Below are 14,838 nucleotides of genomic sequence, written 5' to 3'. Positions count from 1 at the left end.
GGGTTCTTATGAAGATACTTATTACAGGCGGCGCTGGGTTTATTGGCAGTCATACGTGTATTGAGCTATTAACAGCAGGACATGACATCATCGTAGTTGATAATTTTTCGACAAGTAAACGCCAAGCCTTATATCAGGTAAGTTCCATCACGAATAAAAAATTCAAAGTTTATCAGATTGATATGTTGAATGGGATAGATTTAGAAAGGGTGTTTCTTGAAAATCAATTAGACGCAGTGATTCATTTTGCAGGTTATAAAGCAGTTGGAGAGTCTGTTGCAGACCCACTTAAATATTATAGTAACAATTTGGTCAGTACACTGAATTTATGTGGATTGATGCAAAAATATAATGTGAAAAATTTGGTTTTCAGCTCTTCTGCTACTGTATACGGTGTTCCAAAAACGGTTCCAATCTCAGAAAATTCCCCTTTGCAAGCCTTGAATCCTTATGGGAGAACAAAGCTAATGATTGAAGAGATTTTAGGTGATTTATATGATTCTGATCCAAATTGGAGTATCTCTTTATTAAGATATTTTAATCCAATAGGGGCTCATCGAAGTGGAGAAATTGGCGAAGATCCAACAGGGGTTCCTAATAATCTAATGCCTTTTATCACTAAAGTGGCAGCTGGGGAATTAAGGGAAGTACAGGTTTTTGGTAACGATTATCCTACTCCTGATGGAACGGGGATTAGAGATTATATTCATGTAACGGATTTAGCCCGCGGACATCTTTTGGCACTTGAAAAGATCGTTCAGACAACTGGAATAGATGCTTATAATTTCGGAACCGGTAAAGGGTATAGTGTACTTGAGATGATTTCCACTTTTGAAGCAATATCTGGAGTGAAGATTCCTTATCGATTTGCAAACCCTAGAGCAGGAGATGCAGCAAAATGTTTTGCCGATTCTTCAAAGGCTAAAAGGGAGCTAGGATGGATTGCAGAAAAAGATATCGATGAAATGTGTGAAGATTCTTGGAGATGGCAGGTAAATAATCCACATGGTTATGAGGAAAAAGTAAAAGAATATGCTGGTTTGCAAAGTCCTCACTTACTAAGTAGTGAGGACTTTTTCAATTAGCTGAAGGGAAAGAGGATCAAATGAATATTTCGGAAAAATTAACTCAACAAGAACTACTGGTTATCCTGTTGGATGTATATCAAAACGTGCGAGATAAAGAAAATATTCAAATCCAAACCGTTATAGCTGATTTAGAAAATCAACTTAAAGTAGTGATTAATACAAAGTGACTAATAGGAGAAAATCAATTTGAAAAGATTAGTAGACTTCACTTTTTCATTAAGTCTTATTTTGCTGCTTTTCCCATTCCTTTTTTTTATAGGACTTATGATTAAAATGGTTATTGGATCGCCGATTCTCTTTACACAGGTGAGACCAGGATTGAATGGCAAGCTATTTACCTTATATAAATTCCGCTCGATGAGTAATCAAATGGATAATCAAGGGGATTTGCTGCCGGATCATCTTCGCTTAACTTCCTTTGGGAAGTTTCTACGAAAGTTCAGTTTAGACGAACTGCCACAGCTAATAAATGTATTAAAAGGGGACCTTAGTCTAGTTGGACCAAGGCCCTTATTAAACGAATATCTGCCTTTATATACAGAAGAACAGGCGAAACGTCATTTGGTCAAACCTGGAATAACCGGCTGGGCACAGGTGAATGGAAGAAACGCTTTAACGTGGGAAGAAAAGTTCAGACTTGATGTATGGTATGTTCATCATCGAACGTTTCTATTAGATATAAAAATCTTATTTTTAACAGCTATGAAGGTGCTTCAATCAGAGGGAATCAATCAAGCTGGAAGTGCAACTGTGGAGAAGTTCAAGGGAGAAACACCTTCAAAAAGGGAGGAGAATGGATGAAGATTGTTATCGTGGGCGACGGCGGCCATAGTAAAGTAATTACTGATCTGATTAACTCTCAAAATGACATTCAAATCGTTGGATACTTAGATGACAAGTATCAAGAAATCTACGTTAAAAATCACCAATTTTTCGGGCCGCTTTCAACTGTTCACAAATTAAGAGAGCTTTTTAATGATATTAAATATATTGTAGCCATTGGAAATAATGTAGTACGTAAACAAATTGTACATTTGCTTGGTCTCCCCATTGATTATTATGCGACGTTACAACATAAATCAGCACTAGTCAGCCCAAGTGCTAAAATTGGCTTTGGCTCAGTAATTATGGCTAATACGGTGATAAATGCCGATTCTCAAATTGGGAGTCATTCCATTATTAACACGGGTTCGATCGTAGAGCATGATAACAAGTTAGCAGATTTCGTTCATCTATCTCCTCAAGCTACTTTAACAGGTTCGGTAGTTATTGAAGAGGGGGTGCATATCGGTGCCGGGGCAACTCTTATTCCTCATGTGCAAATCGGTGAATGGGCAATTATTGGTGCGGGGGCAACGGTCATAAATCATATTCCAGCTTATAGTACGGCTGTTGGGACGCCTGCAAACGTAAAAAATAATGAGCGATTGAGGGTGAGTGGACATGGAAACAACGGTTCTTAAAAAAAGAATTTTTCTTTCTTCTCCTCATATGAGTGGAAGTGAAATGAAATACATTGAGGAAGCCTTCCAAACGAATTGGATCACGTCCATGGGTTCAAATATTGACGCGTTTGAAAAGGAAATAGCAACTTTGGTTGGTTCAACAGAAGCAGTTGCCGTTAGTTCAGGAACGGCTGCAATCCATTTAGCGCTCTCATTGTTAAATGTGACAAGAGGCGATAAGGTTTTTTGTTCTAGCCTGACCTTTGTTGCCTCTGCTAATCCCATTCTCTATCAAGGAGCAGAACCAGTATTCATCGACTCGGAGCCTGAAACGTGGAATATGTCACCTCTAGCATTAGAACGTGCCTTAAGTGATGCTGTTCAATCTGGGGAACTGCCAAAAGCGGTAATCATCGTCAACCTTTATGGCCAGCCGGCAAAAATGAACGAACTACTCGCGATTTGTAATCACTATCAAGTTCCAATCATAGAAGATGCTGCGGAATCTCTTGGTGCAACCTATCAGGGGAAAGCAAGCGGTACATTGGGTGATATTGGCGTTTTTTCATTTAATGGGAATAAAATCATTACTAGTTCCGGCGGCGGCATGATTGTTTCCGATAACAAGGAATTGTTAAAAAAGGCTCGTTTTCTAGCGTCACAAGCAAAAGATGATGCACCCCACTATCAACATAGCGTAGTTGGCTTTAATTACAGAATGAGCAATATTTTAGCTGGTATTGGAAGAGGTCAATTAGAACATTTGACACATAGAGTAGAAACAAGACGATTCATATTCAAGAGATATTTTGAGGAGCTGAATCACCTTCCTGGTCTCTCCTTTATGCCTGAATTAGCTAATACGCGGTCAAATCGATGGCTGACATCATTTACGTTAAACGAAAATGAAGCAAAGACATCTGTTCATCACCTCATAAGTTGCTTAGCGGAAGAGAATATTGAAGCTCGTCCAGTTTGGAAGCCGCTTCATAGCCAGCCGCTTTTCCAAAACTCTCGTTATTATCCTCATAAACTGGAGGAAAGTGTTTCGGAACAGTTATTTAAAAATGGTATATGTCTACCTTCTGGTTCAAACATGACAGAAGAAGAACAGACCAGGGTTATCGATGTTATACAAAATACGTTACAGCAATATTGAAAGGGTATAGTAACTGTACCAAAAAGTATAAATACAAGGATTAAAGAGGTATAACGATGATTGGGAAAAATATAGCAGAACTTAGAAAGAGAAGAGGGTTTACATTAACACAGCTCGCAGAACGAGCAAATATGTCGAAGTCTTATCTTAGCAATATCGAGCGGGACTTGAATCGCAATCCATCTCTCGAAGTCATGAAAAAAATTGGAGCAGTATTAAACGTTGATCTCTTGACACTTCTTAATACGAACAATAAAGAAGAACCAACCTATTTTTTAGACAGAGAATGGATAGAATTCATCAATGACCTACAAGATTCAGGGATGAAAAAAGAACAGATTCCGCAGTATAAAGCATTGATTGAATTTATAAAATGGCAAAATCAAAAAATATAGCTCCTACATTGCTGTCATTTGACAATAATTCGCTAGTATTTGGTTGACATGTTCTTTATAGAGAACTAAAATAGAAATAGGTATAAAGTCTCTTAGTATGTGCATAAATGAAATTAAAACCTTGTAAAGAGTAAATATAAGAATAATTTTCCAATTAAAGCTATATTTTTTGATTACGTGTTCTTTATTAAGAATAACTATAGATTCGGTGATGTCTCCTAGCCGGTATTAACGGAGGCACTCGATCATACTGTGGGTTGAATCAACCTTAGACGCGTGTCGTCAGTAGTGTGGTGCTGAGGAGGGGTTAGATGCCCTGGGTTTAATAACCCACATACATGTAAGATGAAAAGAGGGGAAAAATGGAATTAAAAAAAATCCCAAAAATCATCCATTATTGTTGGTTCGGTGGGAAGGAAAAGCCAGATATCGTAAAAAAATGCCAGGATAGCTGGCATGTATTTTTAAGGGAGTATGAAATCATAGAGTGGAATGAAGAAAATTTTGACCTAACAATCAACCCTTATGTCCTAGAAGCATATCAAGCTGGTAAATATGCGTTTGTCAGTGATTATGTCAGGGTACACTCTTTATTTAATCATGGTGGGATTTACTTAGATACAGATGTTGAAGTATTCAAATCATTTGATAATCTTCTTCACCATGAATCATTTTGGGGATTTGAGCAAGAAAATTACATCGCAACTAGTACTATTGGATCGAAGCAAGGGAATACCCTGATTAAAGAATTTCTAGATTCGTATCAAAATAAACATTTCAAACAAGATGATGGGAGCTTAGATGATTCCACAAATGTAGCGATTGTAACTGAGATACTTGAAAAGTGGGGCCTTTTAAAAAACGGAGAATATCAGGAAATTATAGATATCGGCGTATTTTATCCGCAAACTTATTTTTCACCCTATGATTATATCAACTGTAGAACATTCATGACTAAAAACACATACACTTTGCATCATTTTTATAAAAGTTGGTTGCCCGCACGTACTCGCATAAAAAGCCAAATTAAGGTTTATGCAGCCAAAATTATAGGTGGAGATAACATAGCCAAAATCAGAAAATATTATACTAACCTAAACTCTTAAGGGGAAATGATATGGTTAATGTTATAAATAAAATAGTAAAAACTATAGTAGCTGAGTTTAGGGCAAGAGGTTTATATTTCACAATTATAATGTATTTTTCTTACCTTATTGGGGTAATTAGAGGCTTGTTTTATAAAATTTTATATTTTAAAAATATTAAAGCCACAGTATTCATTCTGCAGGCTAACAGTAAAATTGAGATATTTAACCGAAGAGCAAAAATACACATTGGAGAGTTTGTATTTATACGTAAAAACGCAAGTTTTCGTATTGATTTTGAAGGTGAATTATTTATAGAGGAAAAGGTTTTTATCAATGATAATTGTAATATAAATTGTGTAAAGAGAATTGTAATAGGCAGGAAAACAAAAATAGGACCCAATGTTTGTATAAATGATCATGATCACAATTATAAAAACTCTGAGGATAGTCATTTACTTATCGGAGAAGTATTAATTGGTAAAAATGTATGGATTGGTTCTAATGTTGTTATTTTAAAAAATACAATTATTGGTGACAATGTGGTCATTGCAGCTGGAAGTGTTGTTAAAGGAAATGTTCCAGCAAATACTCTTTTTATCAATAAACGGGAGATTGAAGTTAAACATATTACTGCTTAGCAAATGAATCTGAACAAACAGATGAGGGATAAAAATGAAAAAAGATATATTGATTTCCGTCTATAACATGGAAATTGGAGGGATTGAAAGAAGTCTAATTAATATGTTAGAAAGCTTTGATTATGAACGCTTTAATATTGATTTATTAGTATTACACCATACTGGAGAATTTTTTAAACTTATTCCGGATAAGGTTAATATTTTACCTGAAATTAGTAGTTATTCTGTTTTTCGCAAACCAATTAGGCAATCTATTAAAGAAGGCCATTATTTTTCATCAATAATTAGAATTTTAAGTAAAATAACAGCTAATCTCAAGTCAAAATCAAGAATGCTTAAAGAAGGTTCAGGATATATTCAAATGCAGCTTACTATGAAATATTCTCAAATCACTTTACCAAAACTCAAAAAGAAATACGATATTGCGATAAGTTATGCATGGCCACATGATATCGTAATAAATAAGGTTGATGCCAATAAGAAAATAGCATGGATTCATACAGATTATAATACTTTGGAAATAGATAATAAATTAGATCTGAAAATGTGGAGAAATTTCGATCATATTGCAGCTGTATCAGAAGAATGTTTGAATTCTTTTTTATCTCAATATCCTAGTCTAAAAGATAGGGCGTTAATTATAGAAAATATTACATCACCGCAATTTATTAGGAAAATGGCCAATGAAACTGAAATAAATAGTCAAAATCAGAAAACGTTTAATATCTTATCTGTCGGAAGATTATCCTATGCAAAGGGCTTTGATCTTGCTGTTTACGCTCTTAGATTATTACATAATAAAGGATATACCAATTTAAAATGGTCTATTGTCGGATATGGAGGTTATGAATCAGAATTAAAGGAATTAATCAACGAAAATAATTTAGAAGATCATTTTATATTACTTGGCAAACAAACCAATCCCTATCCATATATAAAATCCTGCGACTTGTATGTTCAACCATCCAGATATGAAGGTAAGGCAGTTACTGTCGGAGAGGCACAAATCCTAGCTAAACCAGTATTGATTACAAACTATCCTACAGCTAAGAGCCAAATTAGTAATCATTTAGATGGATTAATATGTGAACTATCTGTTGAGGGAATTGCGGATGGTATTGAGAAGTTGTATATGGATAAAGAGCTAAGAATACATTTATCAAGATACTGTCAAGGTATAGACTATCATAATGATTGGGAATTAAATAAATTATACCAGTTAGTATAGGCGTGGGAGGACAATCGGTGTTTCAAAATAAAAAGGTGAGCATTATAGTCCCAGTTTATAAAGTGGAGAAATACATTCACCGATGTATCGATAGTATTCTTAATCAAACATACGATAATATTGAAATTATTCTGGTGGATGATGGTTCGCCTGATCATTGTTGGGAAATTGTTGATGAATATGAAAAAACGGACAGACGTATCAAAGTTATCCATAAAGAAAATGGCGGATTATCTGATGCCCGAAATGTTGGTGTGAATCAGGTAAGTGGTGATTTTGTTTTCTTTGTAGATAGTGATGATTGGGTAGAAAAAACTATGATTGAAAAAATGGTCGATAGCTGCGATCAGTATCAAGCTGATGTTGTCCAATCGGCTTTTTATTATGCATATGAAGATAAAAGGCTATTAGACAATCGTTATTATTCTACTACAGATCTCCCAGTTATATTGGGTAAGAAAACATTAATGCGGGAGTTGGTAACCAACGAGAAAGTAAAAAACTTCGCATGGGGGAAGCTTTATAAAACTAATATCATCAAAGATATAGCCTTTAAAAAAGGAGTGTTATTTGAAGATGTATTTTGGGCTCATCAGGTCATGCATGAAGTAAATACGTACGTAATCCTCCATGAACCCTTGTACAACTATTACCAACGAAGCGATAGTATAGTTGCAACTTATACACCCAAAAATTTGGATATCCTGAAGGGATTACTAGAAAGACATTGTTTTATCGAAAAACACTATAAAGAACTGACAGACAGTTCATATAAAACAATCCTAAAAATGAGCCTCATCCATTATAACCTCTTGTTAATGAATCGAAAGAAGGATCCTAGGAGTCTACATAGGAAAGAAATTCGATCGTATATTCACAACAACTATGACAACTTAAAAAAAGCTGTTAAAAAAGATAAGCTACTAGAACAACAATTACAATTATTTTCTTTACACCCCTATCTTAATTTTATCTATCTTGGCCTAAGAAAAGGGTTAAGAATGATGAAGTTTATTTCGCAACCAGTAGGATTAGAACAACAAAAGTAAAGAGGGAGGTGTAATTGTGAAAAGAGTTAAGAATATGTTTTAATTTTTAATTGTTATCCCTTAAGTAAAATATATATTTTTATACAATATAAGTACCGAAAATTCCGATAAAGAGAGAAGTGATGGTAGCAACTATGAAAAAAAAGTTGTTATTTGTAATAGATTCGTTGGATTGTGCAGGTGCAGAAAAAAGTTTGGTTACATTATTGTCATTGTTGGACTATTCTAGGTATTCGGTGGATCTTATGCTTTTTGCACATGGAGGCTCTCTAGAAGATTCAGTTCCAAAAGAAGTCAACATTTTACCGCCATTAAAATACACAGAATTTACTAAACTAGAGATTAGTAAATCATTTCTACACTCACTCAAAATGTTAAATTTTAAAATGTTTTATTCTAGAATGAAATATACAGTAAGAATTCGAAAAAGAGAATACGGTAATACTGCAAAAGCAAGAATTTATTGGGAATCCGTATCAAATAGTATAGAAAATAACCCTAAAGAATATGAAATCGCCATTAGCTATGCGCAAGGAATACCGACATTTTATGTAGCAAGTAAAATTAAAGCAAAGAAGAAGTATGCTTGGGTTAATACAAGTTATCTTTTAAAAACAAAAGAGAAAATATTTCAAAATGATTTCTATGCTGATATTGACAAAATAATAACTGTTTCTGAATCGGCAAAAGACAATTTCCTAGAAACATACCCAGATTTTAATGATAAGGTTGAAATCATCTATGATATCATTAATCCTAATTTTATAACTGAAATGGCAGAAGTAGAAGAATCAGCCGATAATAAGTTTGATGGAGTGAGGATTTTAACTATTGGAAGATTAGATCATGGTAAGCAATATAATATTGCGTTAGAAGCTTGTAAAATGCTAAAAGAACAGGGGATAGATTTTAAATGGTATGTATTAGGGAAAGGTCCTTTGTTAAAAGAAATAGAAAAATATATTCGTGATCACGAATTACAAGATCATTTTATACTTTTAGGAGTGAAAAGTAACCCATATCCGTTTATAAAAAATGCCGATATATACGTTCAAACATCCAAATTTGAAGGATTCGGACTAGCAATAGCTGAAGCTCGCCTGCTAAATGTCCCTGTTGTAACTACCAGATTTGATGCTGTATACAATCAAATGGTAGAAGGGAAAAACGGATTAGTGGTAGATATGAATGGTGATGCTGTTTATAGAGGGATTCTGAAACTGATTAATGATCATGAACTAAGAGAAAGGATTATTACTTATTTGAAAAACGAGAAAAAGGGAAATATAGAGGAACTAGAAAAGTTTTATCAATTAATAGGATGAAAGAGAGTAAATTTATGAAGAAGAAAATACTATTCATGATTATTAATATGAATGTAGGTGGCACCGAAAAGGCATTACTGAATATGATTACTCAAATGAATGAGGATGAGTTCGACATTACTATTTTAATGTTAGAGAAGTCGGGGGGCTTTTTAAGTTCTATACCTTCAAGTGTCCATATAGAGTATCTTAGGGAATATAAAAAATTGAAAAGCGTATTGAATTTACCACCAAGAATTGTTGCTGCAAAAAGGTTTAAAGAAGGGCATATTATAAAAGGCTTTAATCTCTTGTTCATTCACTTTTTATCCAAAATAATTAGAAGTAAAACTATTTTTTTTAAGTATGTTTTAAAGGGTATTCCTAATTTTGAATCCGAATATGATATTGCGGTAGCTTATGCAGGTCCAATGGACTTCATAAGCTATTTTGTTGCGCATAAAATAAAATCAAAAAGAAAGATACAATGGATCCATTTTGATGTAACTAGGATTGGATTTGATAAGAAGTTTGCAGTTAAAGTCTATAAAAGATTTGAAAAGATATTTGTTGTCTCAGATGAAGGAAGAAAGAAACTAATTAGTTTGGCTCCTATAGTAGAGGATAAAACAGAGGTGTTCTTAAACGTAATTTCACACGAAGTTATTCTAGAACAATCCAAAAAGAACAAAGGCTTTAAGGATGGATTTGATGGAATAAGAATACTAACTGTGGGAAGATTAACCTCAGAAAAGGGTCAAGATTTAGCAATAAAAGCGCTCGTAAAACTCATAAATGCTGGTTATAACGTTAAGTGGTATTGCCTAGGTGAAGGAAGTACACGAGTAGAATATGAACGATTAGTAGTCGAATATAATCTCGAAGAACATTTCATCTTATTGGGTTCAGATCCCAATCCATACCCTTATATGAACGAATGTGATATTTATGTTCAACCCTCTAGACATGAAGGGTACTGTATAACCCTTGCAGAAGCTAAATGTTTTAATAAACCAATTGTAACAACTAATTTCACTGGAGCTAAGGAACAAATAAATAATGATGTGACAGGTTTAATAGTAAGTATAGATGAAGAAGAAATCTTTAAGGCAATTAAATTATTATTAGAAGATAGAATGTTATATGTAAAACTTAAGGAAAATTTATTTAAAGAAAACTCCGGTAAAACTAATAAAACGAGCATAAAAAATTATTTTGTCTATACTAATTAGAATTATTCTTAGTAGTAAGTAAACCTCATAAAAAGAATTAAAATAAAGGTGTGAGATAAATGAAAGACTCAGTTAGGAAATTAGCGATGCTCTTCGATAAAAGAGAAAAGAAAAAGCTATTCATAATATTTCTTATGATGATATTAGCTGCCATATTCGAAACAATGAGTATCGGAATAATTATCCCATTTGTCGGGATATTAACCAATCCTGATATGATTCAAGAGCAACCGATATTGTCTTATGTATATGACTTATTTAATTTCGACTCGACTACAGCATTTATCGTATTTGCTGTAGGGATATTAATACTGGTTTTTGTATTAAAAAATTTATATTTGCTTCTTTTTAACTACGTACAATATAGAATCATATTAAATCAACAAGTTAAACTTTCAAGTCGATTATTTAAAGAGTATTTAACTAAGCCCTATACATTTCATTTGCAAAGAAATACAGCAGAATTGCTTCGTAATGTAAATGGAGAAGTTTCAAATGTTTTTCAAGGGATTATCATTTCTGGGTTTCAGCTTTTTACAGAATTACTTGTCACTATATGTATTGTATCGTTACTTTTCATTACTGAACCACTAGCAACTGTTGTAGCTTCTATCCTATTAGGTGGAAGTGTTTTTTTATTTTTCAAACTATTTCGAAAAAAAATAAACCATTTAGGGGAAGAGCAGCAATTGGTAAATAGTGAAATGATTAAATGGGTTAACCAGGGCTTAGGAGCCAGTAAAGAAGTGAAGGTATCAGGAAAAGAAGGTTTCTTTATAAACGCATATACCAAGCAAAGTACAATTAAAGCAAATAACAGCCGTTACATGAAGATGCTGGAGCAAGCACCAAGACTTTTTATTGAGACCTTATTAGTAGCTACTGTTCTTGTCACTATGCTAATTATTGTCCTTCAAGGTAGTGGTACAGCTCATCTTATTTCAAGTATGGCTCTTTTTGCGATGGCTGCATTTCGTTTAATGCCATCTATTACACGGATTATGGCTTTGGTAACAACTATTCGCTATAATCAACCAGCATTAAAGGTTGTTTATGAGGATTTATTTGAAAATAGGGATGAATCTACTAATCCGATAACCAATAAATCTATTGTGATTAACCAAGGCAAGCGCACATTCAATGATTCTATCAAGCTAACGAACGTGTCTTTTCGCTATCCTAATCAAGAGGGATATGCCATTAAAGATGTCTCATTAACCATTCCTATCGGTCAATCTGTTGCCTTTATCGGTGAGTCTGGAGCTGGTAAAACGTCACTGGTTGATATTATCCTTGGATTACTAAAACCAGAAAAGGGAGAATTACTGGTTGATGGAAAAAGAATACATGATCAAATAAATATATGGCAGCAGAAAATTGGGTATATTCCGCAATCAATTTTTTTATCAGATGATACAATCCGTAGCAATGTTGCTTTTGGTACTGAACATAATTTAATTGATGATGAAGAAGTATGGAGATCACTTGATCAGGCTCATTTAAAGGAATTTGTGAAAGCATTACCTGATCAATTAGATACTACAGTAGGGGAAAGAGGAGTAAGGCTTTCAGGAGGTCAGCGCCAACGGATAGGAATTGCTCGTGCATTATACCATAATCCTGAAATACTCTTTATGGATGAAGCGACTTCAGCTCTAGATAATGAAACAGAAAAAGAAATAATGAAAGCTATTGATGGCTTAAAGGGTGAAAAGACTCTTATTATTATTGCCCATAGATTAAGTACAATAGAAAATTGCAATATTATATTTAAGATAAATAAAGGTAGATTAACAGCCATTGAAAATAGAGCGAAGCAGTCAGCAATTTAAAATAAATATAAAACTTAACCAATTCAGTTTTTGGTAACATCCTTAACTTTGAAAGAGTATATACAATTATTAAGATAAGGAGAAAGACAAACATTTTATTAGTTATAAACATTTTTATGTGAATTAGCTAATCCTGCATAAGGAAAAAAACAATTTAATTACAAAATTTAGCAATAACAAAAAATAAGATATGAATTGTAATATAAAAAAGGAGGTAATTATTATTTCTTGTATTCCGAAAGTAATACATTATTGTTGGTTTGGAAAGGGTAAAAAACCAAATATTACTCTTAAATGTATTGAGAGTTGGAAACAGCACCTTCCTGATTATGAGATTATAGAATGGAATGAAGAAAATTTTGACATTAATTTAAATTTATATGTCAAGCAAGCATATACTTCAAAAAAATATGCTTTTGTATCGGATTTCGTTAGGTTACACGTTTTATTGAAACAAGGTGGTATATACATGGATACAGATGTAGAAGTAATTAAAAATGTTGATGACTTTCTTAATACTTCGGCTTTTTGTGGATTTGAAAGTAATGATTTTATATCAGCAGGTATAATGGGGTGTATAAAAGGACATCCATGGGTTGAAAGATTGCTTAGTTATTATAAGGATCGACCATTCATAAATACAGCTGGAACTATGGAATTAATACCTAATACAGAGGTCATAACTGAAATTACGAGGAATGAATATGGATTGAAAAGTGGGAATTTTACACAGTTATTAAGAGATGATATAAATATATTTCCAAGTGAGTATTTTTGCCCTAAAAATTGGTTAACTAAAGAGTTACATGTTACTGAAAATACGTATATAATTCATCATTTTTCAGGATCGTGGATCCCAAAAATTTCTTTAAAACGCAAAATTAAAGAGCGAATTACTAATATGTTCATTATGTTTTTTGGAGAAAAAAAATATAATGAATTGAGAATGTTAGTGAGAAATCCACTCAAATAAATGTTGGAAGTTAGTCTTAATTGTTAAAAAAAAAATTATGAAATTTATAATTCCTCATAAATAAATATGGCGTATCCTATTTTTTGTATAGAAACATAGAATCGATGATGAAGAACTATGGAATTCGTTCGATAAGGGTAATATAGATACTAAGTTTCTTTGGATATCGTACATTTATTATTTAAGGACAAAAATTTTGAGGAGGACGATTTGAAAAAGATCCTATTTATGGTAACGAGTATGGATATAGGTGGAGTTGAGAAATCCCTACTTTCGTTATTATCTGAAATTCCAAAAGGGAAATATGATATTACTCTTCAATTGTTAAATAAAAAAGGTTCATTCTTAAAATACATTCCAGAATGGATAAAGATTGAAGAAGTTACTTGGTATAAAGATGTCCAGCCTATTATCATGCAGGCACCACAACAAACAATAAAGAATTACTATTTTAATAAACAATACACGAAAATCTTGCCTTTTATAGCTGTTTATTTTTTTTCGAAACGCTTCGATAATCGTCATGTTTATTATAAGGAAATTTTTAAAAATGTCGCAAAGGATAAAGAAAACTACGATGTAGCCATCGCCTATCAAGGACCGACTGACATTATTGATTTTTACATTGCCAATAAAGTTCAAGCTAATAAGAAATTAGCCTGGATACACTTTGACGTTTCACAACATTCTATTAACCAAAAGCTGCATACCAAATTGCATAAAAAGTTTCATAAAGTTTTTGTTGTATCAGAAGAGGCCAGAAAAAAATTGATCGAGAAAATCCCTAGTGATGAACATAAAATTGAAGTATTTAAAAATATCATCTCGTCAGAATCAATTAAGGAAATGGCTCAAGAAAAAGAAGAATTTGACTCGGAATTTAAAGGAACAAAAATTGTTACTGTAGGTAGACTTTCTAAAGAGAAAGGCCAGGATATAGCTATTAAAGTATTAGCAAATCTAATTAAAAATGGTTATAACGTCAGATGGTATTGTATTGGAGATGGTGTAGATAAAAAAGCATACGAAAACTTGATAGAAGAGTATGGATTAACTTCAGAATTTATTTTACTTGGATCAAAAGAAAATCCTTACCCTTATATTAAAATGGCAGATATCTATGTTCAACCATCACGACACGAAGGATTTTGCTTAACGTTGGCAGAGGCAAGATATTTACAAAAACCTATTATAACGACTGATTTTTCAGGATCATATGAACAGATTACTGATAATTATGATGGTTTTATTGTGCGTGTGGACGAGGATGAACTTTATGAGAAAATTAAATTTCTTTTGAATAACCCCGGAAAAAGCAATGAATTCACAATGAATTTAAGAAAGATAAACGCTAATAGGCTCAATGAAGTAAGTAAACTCTATAAATTTATCCAATAACAGGAGGAT

15 protein-coding genes are annotated in these 14,838 nt (G+C 33.0%); all 15 read left to right on the top strand.

The features are described from left to right. Window positions 1–8 precede the first annotated feature (8 nt). Complete coding sequence (gene galE, locus MHI18_RS01455) at window positions 9–1,085, top strand: UDP-glucose 4-epimerase GalE (RefSeq protein WP_340845626.1); 1,077 nt, start codon at window positions 9–11, stop codon at window positions 1,083–1,085. Between the two features lie 20 nt (window positions 1,086–1,105). Further along, window positions 1,106–1,255: a hypothetical protein gene (locus MHI18_RS01450; RefSeq protein WP_340845625.1), complete on the top strand. Its 150-nt coding sequence runs from the start codon at window positions 1,106–1,108 to the stop codon at window positions 1,253–1,255. Between the two features lie 19 nt (window positions 1,256–1,274). Continuing rightward, window positions 1,275–1,889: a sugar transferase gene (locus MHI18_RS01445; RefSeq protein WP_340845624.1), complete on the top strand. Its 615-nt coding sequence runs from the start codon at window positions 1,275–1,277 to the stop codon at window positions 1,887–1,889. Next, window positions 1,886–2,551, top strand: a complete 666-nt coding sequence (locus MHI18_RS01440; protein WP_340845623.1) for an acetyltransferase — start codon at window positions 1,886–1,888, stop codon at window positions 2,549–2,551. Before MHI18_RS01445 ends, MHI18_RS01440 begins: the two co-directional genes overlap by 4 nt. Further along, window positions 2,532–3,692: a DegT/DnrJ/EryC1/StrS family aminotransferase gene (locus MHI18_RS01435; protein WP_340845622.1), complete on the top strand. Its 1,161-nt coding sequence runs from the start codon at window positions 2,532–2,534 to the stop codon at window positions 3,690–3,692. The genes MHI18_RS01440 and MHI18_RS01435 overlap by 20 nt, the downstream gene beginning before the upstream one ends. 56 nt (window positions 3,693–3,748) lie before the next feature. Next, window positions 3,749–4,087, top strand: coding sequence for a helix-turn-helix domain-containing protein (locus MHI18_RS01430; protein ID WP_340845621.1), 339 nt, complete (start codon window positions 3,749–3,751; stop codon window positions 4,085–4,087). Window positions 4,088–4,449: 362 nt separating this feature from the next. Further along, a complete protein-coding gene (locus tag MHI18_RS01425; protein WP_340845620.1) occupies window positions 4,450–5,193 on the top strand; it encodes a glycosyltransferase family 32 protein in 744 nt (247 codons plus the stop codon). Between the two features lie 11 nt (window positions 5,194–5,204). Next, entirely contained in the window at window positions 5,205–5,813 is a 609-nt protein-coding gene (locus MHI18_RS01420; protein WP_340845619.1) for an acyltransferase, read from the top strand. 34 nt (window positions 5,814–5,847) lie between these two features. Beyond that, the gene (locus MHI18_RS01415) at window positions 5,848–7,041 is read left to right on the top strand and encodes a glycosyltransferase (protein WP_340845618.1); all 1,194 of its coding nucleotides are present in this window, start codon (window positions 5,848–5,850) and stop codon (window positions 7,039–7,041) included. A 17-nt stretch (window positions 7,042–7,058) separates the two neighbouring features. Then, window positions 7,059–8,090 (top strand): glycosyltransferase family 2 protein, encoded by a 1,032-nt coding sequence (locus tag MHI18_RS01410; RefSeq protein ID WP_340845617.1) that lies wholly within the window; start codon window positions 7,059–7,061, stop codon window positions 8,088–8,090. A 122-nt stretch (window positions 8,091–8,212) separates the two neighbouring features. Beyond that, window positions 8,213–9,415, top strand: coding sequence for a glycosyltransferase (locus MHI18_RS01405; protein WP_340845616.1), 1,203 nt, complete (start codon window positions 8,213–8,215; stop codon window positions 9,413–9,415). 14 nt (window positions 9,416–9,429) lie between these two features. Then, window positions 9,430–10,626: a glycosyltransferase gene (locus MHI18_RS01400; protein ID WP_340845615.1), complete on the top strand. Its 1,197-nt coding sequence runs from the start codon at window positions 9,430–9,432 to the stop codon at window positions 10,624–10,626. 59 nt (window positions 10,627–10,685) lie between these two features. Further along, a complete protein-coding gene (locus MHI18_RS01395; protein WP_340845614.1) occupies window positions 10,686–12,458 on the top strand; it encodes an ABC transporter ATP-binding protein in 1,773 nt (590 codons plus the stop codon). Window positions 12,459–12,648: 190 nt separating this feature from the next. Further along, window positions 12,649–13,431 carry a glycosyltransferase family 32 protein gene (locus MHI18_RS01390; protein ID WP_340845613.1) on the top strand — a complete coding sequence of 261 codons (783 nt, stop codon included), beginning with the start codon at window positions 12,649–12,651 and terminating at the stop codon, window positions 13,429–13,431. Window positions 13,432–13,641: 210 nt separating this feature from the next. Further along, entirely contained in the window at window positions 13,642–14,829 is a 1,188-nt protein-coding gene (locus MHI18_RS01385; protein WP_340845612.1) for a glycosyltransferase, read from the top strand. Window positions 14,830–14,838: the final 9 nt, after the last annotated feature.

Origin of the sequence: Peribacillus sp. FSL H8-0477 (assembly GCF_038002765.1) — a bacterium.
Lineage (GTDB): Bacteria > Bacillota > Bacilli > Bacillales > DSM-1321 > Peribacillus.
This window is presented reverse-complemented; position numbering and strand designations above follow the sequence as displayed.

What these genes read in the sequence shown, in the direction of transcription:
- galE (WP_340845626.1), top strand. Translation starts at nt 9, where the DNA reads ATGAAGATACTTATTACAGGCGGCGCTGGGTTTATTGGCAGTCATACG.
- MHI18_RS01450 (WP_340845625.1), top strand. Translation starts at nt 1,106, where the DNA reads ATGAATATTTCGGAAAAATTAACTCAACAAGAACTACTGGTTATCCTG.
- MHI18_RS01440 (WP_340845623.1), top strand. Translation starts at nt 1,886, where the DNA reads ATGAAGATTGTTATCGTGGGCGACGGCGGCCATAGTAAAGTAATTACT.
- MHI18_RS01435 (WP_340845622.1), top strand. Translation starts at nt 2,532, where the DNA reads ATGGAAACAACGGTTCTTAAAAAAAGAATTTTTCTTTCTTCTCCTCAT.
- MHI18_RS01430 (WP_340845621.1), top strand. Translation starts at nt 3,749, where the DNA reads ATGATTGGGAAAAATATAGCAGAACTTAGAAAGAGAAGAGGGTTTACA.
- MHI18_RS01425 (WP_340845620.1), top strand. Translation starts at nt 4,450, where the DNA reads ATGGAATTAAAAAAAATCCCAAAAATCATCCATTATTGTTGGTTCGGT.
- MHI18_RS01420 (WP_340845619.1), top strand. Translation starts at nt 5,205, where the DNA reads ATGGTTAATGTTATAAATAAAATAGTAAAAACTATAGTAGCTGAGTTT.
- MHI18_RS01415 (WP_340845618.1), top strand. Translation starts at nt 5,848, where the DNA reads ATGAAAAAAGATATATTGATTTCCGTCTATAACATGGAAATTGGAGGG.
- MHI18_RS01405 (WP_340845616.1), top strand. Translation starts at nt 8,213, where the DNA reads ATGGTAGCAACTATGAAAAAAAAGTTGTTATTTGTAATAGATTCGTTG.
- MHI18_RS01400 (WP_340845615.1), top strand. Translation starts at nt 9,430, where the DNA reads ATGAAGAAGAAAATACTATTCATGATTATTAATATGAATGTAGGTGGC.
- MHI18_RS01395 (WP_340845614.1), top strand. Translation starts at nt 10,686, where the DNA reads ATGAAAGACTCAGTTAGGAAATTAGCGATGCTCTTCGATAAAAGAGAA.
- MHI18_RS01390 (WP_340845613.1), top strand. Translation starts at nt 12,649, where the DNA reads ATGAATTGTAATATAAAAAAGGAGGTAATTATTATTTCTTGTATTCCG.